At 68.4% G+C, this 14,752-nt stretch carries 12 protein-coding genes; 1 reads left to right on the forward strand and 11 read right to left on the reverse strand.

Features of this window, described 5'->3' with window-relative positions:
• Nucleotides 1–6: 6 nt before the first annotated feature.
• From xylB to AC5IG3_RS00820, 8 genes are all read right to left on the reverse strand, one after another.
• A complete protein-coding gene (gene xylB / locus AC5IG3_RS00785; RefSeq protein WP_491896911.1) occupies nucleotides 7–1,500 on the reverse strand; it encodes a xylulokinase in 1,494 nt (497 codons plus the stop codon).
• Between the two features lie 13 nt (nucleotides 1,501–1,513).
• The gene (locus AC5IG3_RS00790) at nucleotides 1,514–2,455 is read right to left on the reverse strand and encodes an AraC family transcriptional regulator (RefSeq protein ID WP_491896912.1); all 942 of its coding nucleotides are present in this window, start codon (nucleotides 2,453–2,455) and stop codon (nucleotides 1,514–1,516) included.
• A 57-nt stretch (nucleotides 2,456–2,512) separates the two neighbouring features.
• Nucleotides 2,513–3,925 carry a D-arabinitol 4-dehydrogenase gene (dalD, locus tag AC5IG3_RS00795; protein ID WP_491896913.1) on the reverse strand — a complete coding sequence of 471 codons (1,413 nt, stop codon included), beginning with the start codon at nucleotides 3,923–3,925 and terminating at the stop codon, nucleotides 2,513–2,515.
• A 23-nt stretch (nucleotides 3,926–3,948) separates the two neighbouring features.
• On the reverse strand, nucleotides 3,949–4,689 hold the full coding sequence (locus tag AC5IG3_RS00800; protein ID WP_491896914.1) for an SDR family oxidoreductase: 741 nt from the start codon (nucleotides 4,687–4,689) through the stop codon (nucleotides 3,949–3,951).
• Nucleotides 4,690–4,706: 17 nt separating this feature from the next.
• Nucleotides 4,707–5,768, reverse strand: coding sequence for an ABC transporter ATP-binding protein (locus AC5IG3_RS00805; protein ID WP_491896915.1), 1,062 nt, complete (start codon nucleotides 5,766–5,768; stop codon nucleotides 4,707–4,709).
• Between the two features lie 47 nt (nucleotides 5,769–5,815).
• Nucleotides 5,816–6,646, reverse strand: a complete 831-nt coding sequence (locus AC5IG3_RS00810) for a carbohydrate ABC transporter permease (RefSeq protein ID WP_491896916.1) — start codon at nucleotides 6,644–6,646, stop codon at nucleotides 5,816–5,818.
• Nucleotides 6,647–6,653: 7 nt separating this feature from the next.
• Nucleotides 6,654–7,514 carry a carbohydrate ABC transporter permease gene (locus AC5IG3_RS00815; RefSeq protein ID WP_491896917.1) on the reverse strand — a complete coding sequence of 287 codons (861 nt, stop codon included), beginning with the start codon at nucleotides 7,512–7,514 and terminating at the stop codon, nucleotides 6,654–6,656.
• 91 nt (nucleotides 7,515–7,605) lie between these two features.
• Nucleotides 7,606–8,922 (reverse strand): ABC transporter substrate-binding protein, encoded by a 1,317-nt coding sequence (locus AC5IG3_RS00820; RefSeq protein WP_491896918.1) that lies wholly within the window; start codon nucleotides 8,920–8,922, stop codon nucleotides 7,606–7,608.
• 255 nt (nucleotides 8,923–9,177) lie between these two features.
• Here AC5IG3_RS00820 and AC5IG3_RS00825 point away from each other — a divergent pair, with 255 nt between their 5' ends.
• A complete protein-coding gene (locus AC5IG3_RS00825) occupies nucleotides 9,178–10,359 on the forward strand; it encodes a class I SAM-dependent rRNA methyltransferase (protein ID WP_491896919.1) in 1,182 nt (393 codons plus the stop codon).
• Between the two features lie 18 nt (nucleotides 10,360–10,377).
• Here the strand turns inward: AC5IG3_RS00825 and AC5IG3_RS00830 are convergent, their stop codons facing one another.
• The 3 genes from AC5IG3_RS00830 to AC5IG3_RS00840 form a co-directional block, all read right to left on the reverse strand.
• Complete coding sequence (locus AC5IG3_RS00830; RefSeq protein WP_491896920.1) at nucleotides 10,378–10,896, reverse strand: endonuclease V; 519 nt, start codon at nucleotides 10,894–10,896, stop codon at nucleotides 10,378–10,380.
• Between the two features lie 62 nt (nucleotides 10,897–10,958).
• The gene (locus tag AC5IG3_RS00835; protein WP_491896921.1) at nucleotides 10,959–13,874 is read right to left on the reverse strand and encodes a hypothetical protein; all 2,916 of its coding nucleotides are present in this window, start codon (nucleotides 13,872–13,874) and stop codon (nucleotides 10,959–10,961) included.
• A 233-nt stretch (nucleotides 13,875–14,107) separates the two neighbouring features.
• On the reverse strand, nucleotides 14,108–14,677 hold the full coding sequence (locus tag AC5IG3_RS00840; protein ID WP_491896922.1) for a phasin family protein: 570 nt from the start codon (nucleotides 14,675–14,677) through the stop codon (nucleotides 14,108–14,110).
• Between the last annotated feature and the right edge of the window lie 75 nt (nucleotides 14,678–14,752).

The raw sequence follows: 14,752 nt of genomic DNA on the forward strand, positions 1-14,752 counted from the left end.
GTCCGATCAACCAGCCAGGCCCGTGCGGGTGAACTCGTCCTTCAGCGCCCGGTACAGCGCGCCGAAGCGGGCGTAGCGCGGCTGCAGCAGGGCGGCCTGGGCTGCATCGGGCTCGAAGCGCGCGGCCACCGGCGGGGCGATGCAGACGGCGTCCACCGTGCCGCCGTCCTGCCCCCGATCCGCCAGCCACGCCAGCCGCGCCGCGCCCAGCGCACCACCCGCTTCGCCGCCGTGGTGCGTGACCATCGGCACGCCGATGGCGCTGGCCAGCAACTGCGCCCACAGCGCGCTGCGGGCGCCGCCGCCGACCAGGCTGAGCTGCGCCACCTCGCCCGGCTGGGTGCCTAGGCTGTGCCAGCCGTCGAGCAGGCCGAAGGTCACGCCCTCGATCACCGCATAGCCCAGCGCGGCAGCGTCGTGCGCGTTGCCCAGGCCGAAGAACACGCCCTGCGCGTGCGGGTCGTTGTGCGGCGTGCGCTCGCCGTTGAGGTAGGGCAGGAACAGCGGCGCGGCAGCCTGCTGCGCGGGTGTCAGGCGGGCGACCTGCTCCAGCAGCGCGGCCTCGCTCGGCAGGCCCAGCAGTTGCGTGACCCAGCGCAGGCCGTTGGCCGCGCTCAGCATCACGCTCATCTGGTGCCAGCGATTCGGCAGTGCGTGGCAGAAGGCGTGCATCGCGTGGGCGGGGTTGGGCCGGTAGCGGTCGCTGCTCAGGAAGATCACGCCGCTGGTGCCGAGCGATACAAAGCCCTCGCCCGGCCGCACCGCACCGATGCCGACCGCGCTCGCCGCGTTGTCACCGCCGCCACCGGCGACGATCACACCGGCCTCCATGCCCCAGCGCGCCGCGAGTTTGGCGCCCAGCGTGCCGGATGGCGCGCTGCCTTCGACCAGCCGTGGCATCTGCGCTTCGGTCATGCCGCAGGCGGCCAGCACCTCGGCCGACCAGCGGCGCTGCGCCACGTCGAGCCAGAGCGTGCCGGCGGCGTCGCTCATCTCGCTGACGCGCTCGCCGGTCAGCTGCAGGCGCAGCCAGTCCTTGGGCAGCAGCACGCAGGCGGTGCGGTTGAACAGTTCCGGCTCGTGCTTGCGGACCCACAGCAGCTTGGGTGCGGTGAAGCCGGGCATGGCGAGGTTGCCGGTGATGGCGTGCAGCGTCGGCAGCGCCGCTTCCAGCTCGGCGCACTCGGCGCCGCTGCGGCCGTCGTTCCACAGAATCGCTGGGCGGAGGACTTCACCTGCCGCGTCCAGCAGCACGGCCCCATGCATCTGACCCGACAGGCCGATGGCGCGCACCGCCCGCATCGCGTCAGCGTGCGATGCGGCCAGCCGCTGCAGCGCCCGGTCGGTGGCGGTCCACCAGTCGGCGGGGTGCTGCTCGCTCCAGAGCGGCTGCGGGCGCTGCACCGTGAGGGCTTCGCCCAGGCTGGCGATGATCTGGTGCTGGTCGTCCAGCAGCAGGCACTTCACTTCCGAGGTGCCGAGGTCGATGCCGAGGTACATGGGGTGTCTTTCTCTAGGCCGCCGCCGCGCCGCCGAAGCGGCTGTCGGCCTGCTTGCGGAACTCGCTCGGCGTCATGCCTTTGATCTCGAGGAATCGCCGGTTGAAGTTGGCGACGTTGTTGAAGCCGACGTCGTAGCAGATGTTGGTGATGTAGCAATCACTGTCCATCAGCAGCTGGCAGGCGCGGTTGATGCGCACGCGGTTGACGAAATCGGTGAAGGTGTTGCCGGTGGCGCGGCGGAAGAAGCGGCTGAAGCGGCTCTCGCTCATGCCCAGCTCGGCGGCCATGTCGGCGGCGGAAATGGGCTCGGCCAGGTGTTCGGTCAGGCGCATCACCACCGCGTCGATCTGGTCGAGCGAGTGGTCGTCGTCGTCGCTCTGCAGCTGCACGTTCGACAGCAGGCGGTAGTCGGTGCAGCTGGCCAGGTCGGCCATCAGGTCGCAGAAGGCGGCAAAGCGCCGCAGGCCGCGGCTGGCCTTGATGTGCCGCCACTGCGCCTGGGTGCGCTCGCCCAGGCCGAAGAACTCGATGCCGTGGCGCGCCCGCTCCAGCATCGGCAGCACCTCCTGCAGTTCCGAGATGGATTCGGCGGCCTTCATCAGCGGCTCGTGCGGGAACTGGATCACCAGATCGCGCTCGGTCGTGCCGCCCTCGGGCATGTCCATCGACACCCAGTTGTGCGGCAGGCGCGGGCCGGTCAGCACCAGGTGGCCGGGCTGGAACGGGCCGATCCAGTCGCCCACGAAGACCTTGCCGCTGGTGGCGGTGATCAGGTGCAGCTCGTATTCGTCGTGGTAGTGCCAGCGCGCCAGCGGCGTCGGGAAGCCGTGCGACAGGCAGCGGATGAAGCCGACGTCGGACGGCTGCTCGTAGCCCAGCTCCGGCAGGCGGGCGTAGTCGTGCTCCAGCTCGGGCTTGATCTGGCGCGGCACGGAACGGGGGGCGGCAGGCATGGACAACTCCGGAGTCAGGTTGGCCGGCACGCGGGTCGCGCCGGCCCAGCCCCGAGCTTAGGGCTGATGCGTCTGTACAAACTGCGTCACGCGTGCGCTGGCCTCGCGCACGGCCGCCACCAGCCGCGTGTCCCCGGCCAGATCGCCCCACAGCGGCACGTCGGCGCAGAAGGCCGCCACCGGGTCGGCCGACTCGCACATCGCATGCGCCACGGCCGGGTCCATCGCCTGATCCTGGTAGGTGTAGGCGATGCCGCCACGGTGCCAGACCTGCAGATAGGCCAGGAACAGCGCCGGCAGCATCGCCACGCTGGCGATGCTTTCGTTGCGCGCCAGCCGCTCGCGGAAGGTCGGTGCGATGAAGCCCGGGATCTTGCTGAAACCGTCCATCGCCACGCGCTGGTTGGTGTCGGCAATGGCCGGGTTGCCGAAGCGGTCCAGCACCACGTCGCGGTAGGCGGCCAGGTCGATCGGGCAGGGCTTCTCGGGCGTGTCCAGCACCGGGATGACGTCGTTGGTGACGTAGTCGAACGCGAACTGGCGGATCACCGGGTCGAGCGTGCCCTCGTGGATGTAGGTGTAGCCCACCAGCGTGCCGGCCCAGGCGATGCAGCTGTGCGGGGCGTTGAGCAGGCGGATCTTGGCCTCCTCGTAGGCGTCGACCGATTGCACCATCTCGCCGCCGACGTCTTCCCAGGCCGGGCGGCCGGCGACGAAGTGGTCCTCGATCACCCACTGGATGAAGCTCTCGCCCATCAGCGCGGCGGGGTCGTCCACGCCGGTGGCGGCCAGCACGCGCTCGCGCACGGCCGGCGTCGGGCGCGGCGTGATGCGGTCGACCATCGCGTTGGGGCTCGCGGTGTGAGCCAGCACCCAGGCCAGCAGGTCGATCTCGCCGGTCATCTCGATGAACTGCAGCAGGCCGGCGCGTGAGCGCTCGCCGTTGTGACGCAGGTTGTCGCAGTTCATCAGCGTGACCGGGCCGGCGTCGCGGTTCATGCGCCGGCGCAGGATGGCGGTCAGCGCGCCGTAGATCGTCCACGGCGTGGTGTCGCGGCCGTGGCCGGTCTTGCTGGCCTGCAGGTCGGCGCGCAGTTCGGGGAAGGTCTCCAGGTCGAGCCGGTTCTGGGCGTCGAGGTAGTAACCCGCCTCGGTGACGGTGAAGCTGATGATCCTGGTGGCCGGGTCGCTGCCGCGCTCGATCAGCCCGCTCAGGTGGCCGTCCCAGCCGATCACTTCACGGATCGACGTGATGCGCGTGTAGGTGGCCTGGCCCTGCGGCGTGACGGTTTCGAGCGTGTAGGCGCCGCCTTGCGCCTGCAGCGCGGCCATGGTCTCGGCCATGTCCGGGCGCAGGTTGCCGCCCGCCAGGCTCCAGCGGGTGTCGCCGCGCTGGTGCAACTCATGCAGATAGACGGCCTGGTGGGCGCGGTGGAACGAGCCCAGTCCCAGATGGAGGATGACGTTCATGGTGTGATCCCTGGAAGTTCAGCTTAAAGATCGAAGTTGGTGGGCAGCATCACCACGTCGCGGATGGTCATGCCGCGCGGCCGGGTCAGCATGAAGAGGATGACCTCGGCCACTTCGCTGGCCTCGATCAGGCTGCCGCTGGCGCGGGCCTCGGCCAGCTTTTCGGCCGGCCAGTCGGCCAGCAGCGCGGTCACGACCGGGCCGGGCGAGATCGAGCCGACGCGGATGCCGTGCTTGAAGACCTGGCGCCGCGTGGTCTGCACGAAGCAGTCGATCGCCCACTTGGACGAGGCGTAGACCGGCTCCCACGGCGTGGGGAAATGCGCCGCCAGCGAGCTGGTGACGATGATGTCGCCCCGACCGTTGCCGATCATGTGCGGCAGCACATCGCGTACGTTTTTCATCACGACGTTGATGTTGAGGTTCAACATCCGGTCGATGGCGTCGTGGTCGGCATCGATCAGGTCGCCGCCGACATACAGCCCGGCATTGGCGTGGAAGACGTCGAGCCGGCCGGTCAATGCCAGCACCTCGGGCAGCATGGCGGCGCAGCGGGCGCGGTCGAGCAGGTCGAGCTGCAGCGGCAGCACGGCACTGCCGTGTTTCTCGCGCAGCGCGTCGAGCGCACGCTGGTCGCGGTCGATCAGCACGACCTGGGCGCCGGCGGCCAGCAGCGCCTCGGCGCTGGCCAGGCCGATGCCGGAGGCCGCGCCGGTGACGGCGGCGATCTGGCCTTGCAGGGGTTGGGACAGGGCGAGTGACATGGTCGGAGTCCTCCGGTTCAGGCCTGGTGCGAGGCTTGATGCGAGGCCTGGTGCGTGACCCGCCCTTGCGCGTCAAACAGATGCGCGGCGCTGGCGTCGATCGCCACACCGACCTTGTCGCCGGCATGCAGGTGCGTGCGCTCGGTCTGGCGCGACACCAGCTGCGCGCCCTGGTCGGTGCTCAGGTAGATCAGCGTCTCGGCGCCCAAGGCCTCGACCAGCTCGACCGTGCCCTGCACGGCGCCCTGGCCGACTGGCTGCAGCGTCACGTTCTCGGGTCGCAGGCCGATGAAGCCGCCGGTGGGCAGCGGCAGGCCGTAGGTGTCCTTCAGTTGCGGCAGGTCGGCTGCGGCGATCACGTTCATCTGCGGCGTGCCGATGAACTGGGCCACGAACTGGTTCGCCGGCTTGTCGTAGAGCTCCAGTGGCGTGCCGACCTGCTCGATCTGGCCGTCGCGCAGCACCACCACGCGGTCGGCCAGCGTCATGGCCTCGACCTGGTCGTGCGTGACGTAGATCGTGGTCGCGCCCAGGTCGCGGTGCAGCTTGGCGATCTCGATGCGGGTCTGGCCGCGCAGCGCGGCGTCCAGGTTGGACAGCGGCTCGTCGAACAGGAAAACCTTCGGTGCGCGCACGATGGCGCGGCCGATGGCCACGCGCTGGCGCTGGCCGCCCGACAACTCCTTGGGCGTGCGCTGCAGGTAGGCCGTCAGGTTGAGGATCTTGGCGGCGCGCTCGACCTTCTCGCGGATGATGGACTCGTCCACCTTGGCCAGCTTGAGCGCAAAGCTCATGTTCTCGTACACGCTCATGTGCGGGTAGAGCGCGTAGCTCTGGAACACCATCGCCAGGTCGCGCTTGGACGAGGGCAGCTGCGTGATGTCGCGGCCGTCGAGCATCAGCTTGCCGCCGTCGATGTGTTCCAGCCCGGCGATCAGCCGCAGCAGCGTGCTCTTGCCGCAGCCCGACGGGCCGACGAAGACGACGAACTCGCCCTGGTTGATGGTCAGGTCGATGCCCTTGATGGCACGGTGTTCACCGAAGAATTTCTCGATGCCCTGGAGTTGGAGGTAGGCCATGGTTGCGGTCTCCTGGTCTCTGTGATTCGATTGATTGGCGGACGCGCTTACTTCACGGCGCCGAAGGTCAGGCCCTGCACCAGCTGCTTCTGGCTGAACCAGCCGAAGACCACGATGGGCGCAATGGCCATCAGCGAGGCGGCCGAGAGCTTGGCCCAGAACAGGCCTTCCGGGCTGGAGTAGCTGGCGATCAGCGTGGCCAGCGTGCCGGCGTTGGCGGAGCTGAGGTTGAGGCTCCAGAAGGCCTCGTTCCAGCTCAGCACCAGGCACAGCAGGCCGGTCGATGCGATGGTGCCCATGCCCAGCGGCAGCAGCACCAGACGCGCTTCCTGCCAGAGCGTGGCGCCGTCCATGCGCGCAGCTTCCAGGATCTCGGGCGGGATCTCCTTGAAGCCCGAATACAGCATCCACACCATGATGGGCAGGTTGCTGAGCGTGAAGATGATGATCAGGCCGAGCTGGGTGTCGAGCAGGTGCGAGCTTTGCGCCAGCACGTAGATCGGCACCAGCGCGCCCACGGCGGGCATCATCTTGGTCGACAGCATCCACATCAGGATGTCCTTGGTGTGGCGGCCCTTGAAGAAGGCCATCGAATATGCCGCCGGCGCAGCCAGCGCCAGGCCCAGCAAGGTCGACATCACGCTGGTGACGACCGAGTTCTTGGCGTACAGCAGGTAGTCGCTGCGGACCTGGACCTCGTGGAAGTTCTCCATCGTGGGGGTGAAAAACAGCAGTGGCGGCACCGAGATGGCCTGCAACTCGGTCTTGAACGCCGTCAGGACCAGCCAGCCGAGCGGGAAGAACAGCAGCAGCGTGACGGCCCAGGCCGCAGCCGTGCGCAGGATCAGCGCGGGGGTGATGGTGGAAGCTCTTGCCATGTCGTGCTCACTTGTCCAGGTTCTTGCCGACCAGGCGGATCATGAAAGCCGCCGCGATGTTGGCCAGCACCACTGCGAACAGCGCGCCCGCAGAGGCCACACCGGCGTCGAAGTTCAGCAGTGCCTGCTTGAAGATCAGGAAGGCCACGTTGGTGCTCGCGTCGCCCGGGCCGCCACCGGTGGTGGTGTAGATCTCGGCAAACACGCTCAGCAGGAAGATCAGCTCGATCATCACCACCACCGCCATCGAGCGGCCCAGGTGCGGCAGGTACAGATAACGCAGCTGCTGCAGGTAGGTGGCGCCGTCCATGCGCGCGGCCTCCAGCTGCTCGCGGCTCATGCTCTGCAGCGCGGTCATGAAGATCAGCGTCGCAAACGGCAGCCACTGCCACGCCACCATGATGATCACGCTCAGCAGGGGCCAGTCGGTGAGCCAGTCCACCGGCGTGGCGCCGAAGAAGATCCAGACCTGCGCCAGCACGCCGTAGATCGGGTTCATCATCATGTGCTTCCACAGCAGCGCGTTCACCGTGGGCATGACGAAGAAAGGCGATATCAGCAGGATGCGCACCAGGCCGCGGCCGGGAAACGGCTCGTCGATCAGCAGGGCGATGCCCACGCCGAACAGCACGGTGATGACGATCACGCTGCCCAGCAACAGCAGCGTGTTGATCACCGACGCGCCGAAGGACGGATCGGTGACGAAATATTGGAAGTTCTCCAGCCCGGCGAAGCCGCTTTTTTCGGGCTGCAACAGGTTGTAGTGGATGACGCTGAAATAGATCGTCATCAGCAGCGGCACGATCATCCACAGGAAGAGCGTGAGCACTGCGGGCGCCATCAGGGCGCGAGGCAGAAAACGGTTCATGGTGATGCCTTCAGGCAGAAGGTAGGGCGCGCGGGGGAGAGCCCGCGCGCCAGGAAGCCTTGGCCGGCCCGCAGGCCGGCATCAGAGCTTCTTACTTGTAGTAGCCGGCCTTCTTCATTTCACGCTCGGCGGCGACCTGGCCTGCCTTCAGCGCAGCGTCGACCGTGGTCTTGCCGGCCAGGGCCGAGCTCATCTGCTGACCCACTGAAACACCGATGGCCTGGAACTCGGGGATGGCCGCGAACTGCACGCCCACGTACGGCGACTTGGGCAGCGTGCTGTCGTTGGGGTTGGCGCTGTCGATGGCCATCTTCTCGGCGGCGGCGAACTTGGCGGCCTTCACGAACTCGGGGTTCGCGTAGGTGCTCTTGCGCGTGCCGGTCGGCACGGCGGCCCAGCCGTTGGTCTTGGCGACCAGTTCGATGTATTCCTTCGACGTGGCCCAGCTCACGAACTTCTGTGCGGCGTCAACCTTCTTGGTGCCCGACGGCACGGCCAGGGCCCAGGCCCACAGCCAGTTCGCGCCCTTGGGCGTCACTTGCGTCGGGGCCTGCGCGAAGGCCACCTTGTCGGCCACCTTCGACTGCTTCGGGTCGGTGATGAACGAAGCCGCGATGGTGGCGTCGATCCACATGCCGCACTTGCCTTCGTTGTACAGCGCCAGGATTTCGTTGAAGCTGTTGGCCGACGAGCCCGGGGGGCCGTAGTTCTTCAGCAGGTCGACGTAGAACGTGATGGCTTCCTTCCAGGGCTTGGACTCCAACTGGGGCTTCCAGCTCATGTCGAACCACTGGCCGCCGTAGGTGTTGACCAGCGTCGACAGGAAGGCCATGTTGTCGCCCCAGCCCGGCTTGCCGCGCAGGCAGATGCCGTACACGCCGTTCTTCGGGTCGTGGATCTTGGCGGCGAGGTCCTTGACCTGCGCCCAGGTCGGACGGTCGGGGATGGTCACGCCCACCTTGTCGGCCAGGTCCTTGCGGTACATCAGCATCGAGCTTTCGCCGTAGAACGGGGCAGCGTACATCTTGCCGTCCACGCTCAGGCCATTGCGCATGGCGGGCAGGATGTCGTCGGCGTCGTACTTGGCGTCGGTCTTGAGTTCCTGCAGCCAGCCCTTCTTGCCCCAGATCGGGGTTTCGTACATGCCGATGGTCATGACGTCGAACTGGCCGCCCTTGGTGGCGATGTCGGTCGTGACGCGCTGGCGCAGCACGCCTTCTTCCAGCGTCACCCACTTGAGCTTGATGTCGGGGTTGGCGGCTTCGAAGTTCTTGCCGAGCTTCTGCATCTCGATCATGTGGCCGTTGTTGACGGTCGCGATGACGAGTTCGGTGGCGGCTTGCGCGCCAAGGGAGGTCAGGCCAGCGGCCAGGCCAAAGGCCAGTGCCAGGGATGCTTTGAGCTTCATGGAGTGTCTCCTCACAAGGAACAGTTCGACGTTCGAGCGTCGGGTGAAGGTGCGATGCAGGACTCGCATCGACGGACGCAACGATAAAAGCAGGACCCCCTGGTGTTTGATACGAGGCACGCAATCGCATGTACTTTCATGCGCTGATCGGCTAGGGTTTTCCTTGATGCCTGCGAGATCGTATTGATTTGGCCCGTGAAATGCGTCGTTGTGCAAGAAAGAGTCGACGACGGCTGCGCGGCGACAATCCAGCGCATGAAAAACATACGTCTGCGTGAAGGCAAGGAGCGCTCACTGCTGCGCGGCCACCCCTGGGTGTTCCAGGGCAGCATCGACCGGGGCCGTGCCGACCCGGGCGAAACCGTACGCGTGGAGGCCAGTGACGGCCGCTTCCTGGCCTGGGGCAGCTTCAGCCCGACGTCGATGATCCGCGTGCGCGCCTGGAGCTTCGACGAGGCCGAGCGCATCGACGCCGCCTTCTTCGCCCGGCGCGTGCAGGCCGCCGTGGCCATGCGCCAGCGCCTGGCGGTGGCCAGCAATGGCGTGCGGCTGGTCCACGGCGAGGCCGACGGCCTGCCCGGCCTGGTGGTCGACCGCTACGACGACATCCTGAGTGCCCAGTTCCTCAGCGCCGGCACCGAGCGCTGGAAGGCCGAGATCGCCGACGCGCTGCTGGCCGCCACCGGCTGCAGCCGTCTCTACGAACGCTCGGACGTGGGCGTGCGCCAGCTCGAAGGCCTGGAGCCGGCCACCGGCTGGCTGCGCGGCGAGGGCTCGACCGAAGTCACCCTGACCGAACACGACTGGCGCCTGACGCTCGACGTCGCCGAAGGCCACAAGACCGGCTACTACCTTGACCAGCGCGACAACCGTGCGCTGTTCGCCCGGCTGGTGCGGCAGTTCGATTGCAAGCGCGTGCTCAACTGCTACAGCTACACCGGCGGCTTCTCGGTCGCGGCGTTGGCCGGGGGCGCCACCGAAGTGGTCAGCGTCGATTCATCGGCCCCCGCGCTGGCACGGGCCGGTGCCCACGTCACGCTCAACGGCTTCGAGGCCGCGCACCACACCGCGCTGGACGCCGACGTCAACGCCACGCTGCGCCAGATGCTGCTGGCCGGGCGGACCTTCGACGCCATCGTGCTCGATCCGCCCAAGTTCGCGCCCAACGCTGCCAGCGCCGACCGTGCTGCGCGTGCCTACAAGGACATCAACCGGCTGGCGCTGCGGCTGCTGGCGCCCGGCGGGCTGCTGCTGACCTTTAGCTGCTCGGGCGGCATCAGCGCCGACCTGTTCCACAAGATCGTGGCCGGCGCCGGCATGGATGCCAGCCTCGACGGCTACCTGCTGCAGCGCCTGGAAGCGGCCAGCGACCACCCGACCACGCTCTACTTCCCCGAGGGCGAGTACCTCAAGGGGCTGGTGATCCTGAAGCGCTGAGGGCGTCGGGCGGGGCGGTCAATCGCCCGCGCCGCCCTTGGCCAGCCGCGCCACGCGCTTGAGCAGCGTTGGCACGCGGCGCTTGCCGTGCAGGGTGCGCAGCCGCGCCTTGGCCGAGCTGAGGTCGATGCCGATGCAGGTCACTACCAGCGGGGCGGTCTCCTCCTCGCGCACCACCTCGAACTGCGCGGGTGTCACGGCCATGGCCTTCTTGGAGATGCCGATCACCGGCACCTTGCCCTCCAGCGCGGCATGCAGGTGCCAGCCCAGTCCGGGCGTTTCCTGCGCGTCCAGGTGCACGAAGCCTTCGATGACGATGACGTCCGGCGCCAGCGCGTGCTCGCGCAGCAGTTGCAGCAGGCAGGGCAACTCGCGCAGGTTCAGCGCGCCGCGCGCCGGCTTGGTGGCCGGCTCTGCCGCCGGCGCGATGCGCGTGGTGTAGGTCTTCAACGGCTCGGCCGCGTCCCAGTCGTCAAACGCCACGGCGGCGGCCGTGGCGCCCTCGGCGTCGAAATGCACATCCATGGCCAGCTTCATGTCGTTCCTCATGCCCTCGCCCGCGATCCGGGCGGGGGCATTGTGGACGTCAATCGCCGGGGTCAGCAGCAGTCGTCACCCTTGAAGACGATGTCGACATTGAGCCGGCGCAGGCGAACGCCTTCGACGTGGGCACCGCTGTCCTTCAGGCACTTCAGCAGCGCGGTCAGGTCGAGTGGCGCGCCGGCCGGCGCGCACGGGCCGCAGGGCTGGCAGGGTTGGCACGGTTCTGCGCCCGGCAGGTTGGGGTCGACGTAGTCGGGGTCGATCTCGTAGCTCATGCCGCCGAGCGGAATGCCGTCGGCCTGCGCGCTCAGCACCAGCGTGCGGCCGGCGGCAGCGGCGGGCAGGTCGGCGCGGGTCAGCGGCTTGCCCGGTGTCATGGCGAAGACGATCTCCTTGACCTGCCCCGGTGCCAGGCCGAAGCGCGCCGCACCGGCGGAGACGAAGTCCAGCGTCCAGCCACGCTCGGCCAGCACGGCGGGCAGGGCGGCGGCCAGCTCGATCTTGACGGTGTGGTCGAACGGGTTGCGCAGCCAGAAGCGGCGCCGCGCCAGCTCCAGGCGCGTCAGGCTCAGCGCCACCGGGTGGACGTTGCGCTGGCCGATGTTGTTGTCGAAGGGCACCAGCCGCCATTCCGGAATCGAGCCGGTGATGCGGCCGTCGATGTGGCTGGCGTCGCCGCTGGCCGAGACGCTGAAGAACATGCACTCGTGCCCGACCTGCGAGGGCGTCCACTCGAACGGGCCGACCACCACGCCGGTGCTGTCGTTGGCCGCCAAGTTGGGGGCGGCCAGCACCGGGGTGGTCATGGGCGCCCAGTCGTCCGGGTAGACCAGGCCGATGCCGGGCAGGGCGTGGAAGCCGCGCACCTGCACGCCGGTGGCGGCCTGGGTGCCCCGGTTCTTGATGCGCACATAGGCGTAGTTGGTGGCGCCGACCACCGGCTCCTGATGTGCGCCGCCGGCCGCGCCGGGGCTGCGGCGATTCCAGATGTCGGTGCAACTCCAGTGCACGGGCTGGAAGGGGTACTCGCCGTGGCGGCCATCGTCGATGTAGACGTCCACCGCCGGCGGCGCGCCAAGGGCGGTGCTGGGCGCGCCGGGCGCCTTGAACAGCCCTTGCTGCTCGAAGGCCCAGCGGATGACCTTGGCGTAGGCGCCGCCGGCATGGGTCTGCGCCGGGGCGGTGCGGCTCCAGACAAAGCCGTCCGCCACCTCCAGCTGCTGCTCGAAGCCCAGCGCGTTGCCGGGGTTGGTGGCGGGCGTCAACTGGCCGACGGCGCGCAGGATCAGGTAGATCGTGCTGGCGGCGGCAAACTCGCGCCGCGCCAGCGCGCCGGAGTCGCCGCCCAGGCTGCGGTAGAGGCGGAACAGCGTGGTGCTGAGCACCTGTTCGCTGCTGTAGCCGCCCACATCGTTGGCGCCGCCCCAGCCCCAGCCGGCGGCGGGCGCGCGGTCATGGCGGCGGCCGATGTTGACCCACGGGAAGGTCAGGAAGCGGTCGGGCGCGCCGGTGCCGGGGTCGTTCAGGATGGCGGCGAAGCTGTCGCCGGCGCTGTGGGCAAAGCCGAAGTTGGGCGAGCGGACGTGGTCCCACAGGATGCCGTGGCCGCCCAGCTCGTGCAGCACCACGCGCCAGTCGGCGGCAATGCCCAGCGGGTGGCCGGTGTCGCTGAGATCGGCCAGCGCGAACTCCAGCGTGCCGATGCCGTCGCCCATGCCATCGCCCGGGCAGCGGGCGTTGATGGTCAGCCCGCCGAAGCCGCGATGGTCGACCTGAACCGGGAAGCTGGTGCCATCGAAGTAGGCCGGCAGCGCAAAGCCCAGGTCGCGCACCAGGCGGAAGAAGCGGTCGCACTGGAAGTAGGCGTTGGCGGCGGCGAAGTTGTCGGTGCGGGTGTCGTAGTTGAACTGGTAGGGCGAGGTGGTGGTGGGCACCGGCACGGCGGGCGCCACCGCGTCCACCACCCGCACCAGGTCGCCCGAGAGCGCCTGCGTGCCCGCCACCGGCGCCACCAGCCCGGCCAGCGTGACGGGGTCGCGCAGCGGGTTGAGTTGCGCGATGGTGGCCGCCGGTGTCAGGCCGCTGCCCTTGGTGATGGGGTCGCGCAGGAAGACGTCTGCCACGGCGTGGTCGACCAGCGGCTTGAGCTGCAGCACGCCCAGCGTGATGACATCGACATACATCACCCAGTTGAGCCGTCCCCAGGCCGGTGTGGTCAGCGCGAAGTACAGCTCCACGGCGACGCGGTGACTGCCCTCGGCCACGGCAGCCGAGAGAGGCGGCAGCGGCAGGCTGGGCAGCGGGGTCTCGGCAAAGCCCTCGTTTATGCCCGGCGTGGACGGCCCGTTGGGGTGCTGATCGCCCTGGCGCTGCGCTGCCAGGTAGCGAAATACCACCAGCCGCGCGCCGTTCACGCGCATGTCGGCAGGAGCGTTGGCGGGCACGTTCGTCATGGGTGCGGTGGTGGCGCCTGCGGTGGCATTCAGTGCCTCTGCCGACAGGTCCAGCCCGACCTCGGTGCCGGCCAGCTGCGCGCCGACCTCACGCTCGGTCAGCACCCGTGCGCGCTTGATCGGTTCGGCGCCCGGCCGCTCCGCCGTGATGTCATGGCGCACGGTCGAGGTCGCCGCCAGCACGCCCAGCGGCGCGTCGCGCAGCGTGACGCTGACGCCGGCACCGATCACCGGCAGGCCGAAGTAGGTCTGCGCGTAGGCGACGGTGATGCTGTCCATCACGCGCTTCTCGCCCACCACGCGCAGGCCGGCCAGCTCATCCTGCAGCTGTTGGGCGGGCGGCTGGTCCAGCGCGGTCAGCGTCGCCGGGGCGAGGGCCAGCAGGTCGCCGCGCTGCTTCAGGAAGGCGTGGGCGACCATCTGGGGGGCTTGCGTGATCAGGCCACTGGGCGCCTCGGGCGCATCGAAGCGCAGGAAGCGGGGGACACCGGCGGCGTCGGTCTGGACGATGGGGATCATGGCAGGGCTCCTGAATCAGTGGGTGCACCTGCCGGGCGGAACTCCTGAACCCGGCCCGGCATGGTGCTGCGACCATGCTGGCGCTCCCTCCCTCGCCCCGATTGCTGCGCGTCAGGCTCCACGGCCTCACGCCGTAACCGACGTATCCAGTTGTGTGCGCATGAAAAAAGCCCGGCAAGTGCCGGGCTGGGTCGTTCAGGGCCACAGGCCCTGAAGCGGTGTCAACGTGTCGATCAGCTGGCGCGCTTGGCGGCCTTCTTGACGGCTTCGGTTGCAGCCGTCGCGGTGTGCTCTGCCGTGGCCGACAGGCTCTTGAAGTTGGCTTCAGCGGCGGTCACGGCCTGCTTGGCGGCTTTTTGCACGGTGTCGAAGGCGGCGGTGGTGTTGGCCATCGCGGTCTTGACGGCGGCTACAGCGCCTTCGCTGCCGGCCGGGGCGTTCTTGGTGGCGCTTTCGACCAGCGCGCTGAACTGCTCTTGCACGGCCTTGACCTGGGCTTCAGCCAGCTTGCTGACTTCGGCTTGCGTGGCGGCGGCGATGTCCGCCACCTGACGGCCGTAGGCCACGGCCTTTTCCTGCGCGGGTTGCAGCAGGGTCGACTGCAGGTTCAGCAGTTCCTGGGCGTCCTTGATGCCGACAGCGGCCTTGGCCTTCTCGACGGTCTCGTCCAGCGAGGTGCGGGCGGCTTGCATGTTCAGCTCGACCAGCTGTTCCATGCCCTTGAAGGCTTGTTGGGTCAGCGCGACCAGGTTGTCCATGGCAGCTTTGTTGGCGGCGGCGAATTGTTCAGGGGTGAGGGACATGGCAGAACTCCGATGAAAGGATGAGATCCGTTGCGGATCAGAATTGCTGCACTGCAGCATGGAATGAAGTATAGG

The organism is Leptothrix sp. (in: b-proteobacteria) (assembly GCF_965250675.1).
Classification (GTDB): Bacteria; Pseudomonadota; Gammaproteobacteria; order Burkholderiales; family Burkholderiaceae_C; genus Sphaerotilus.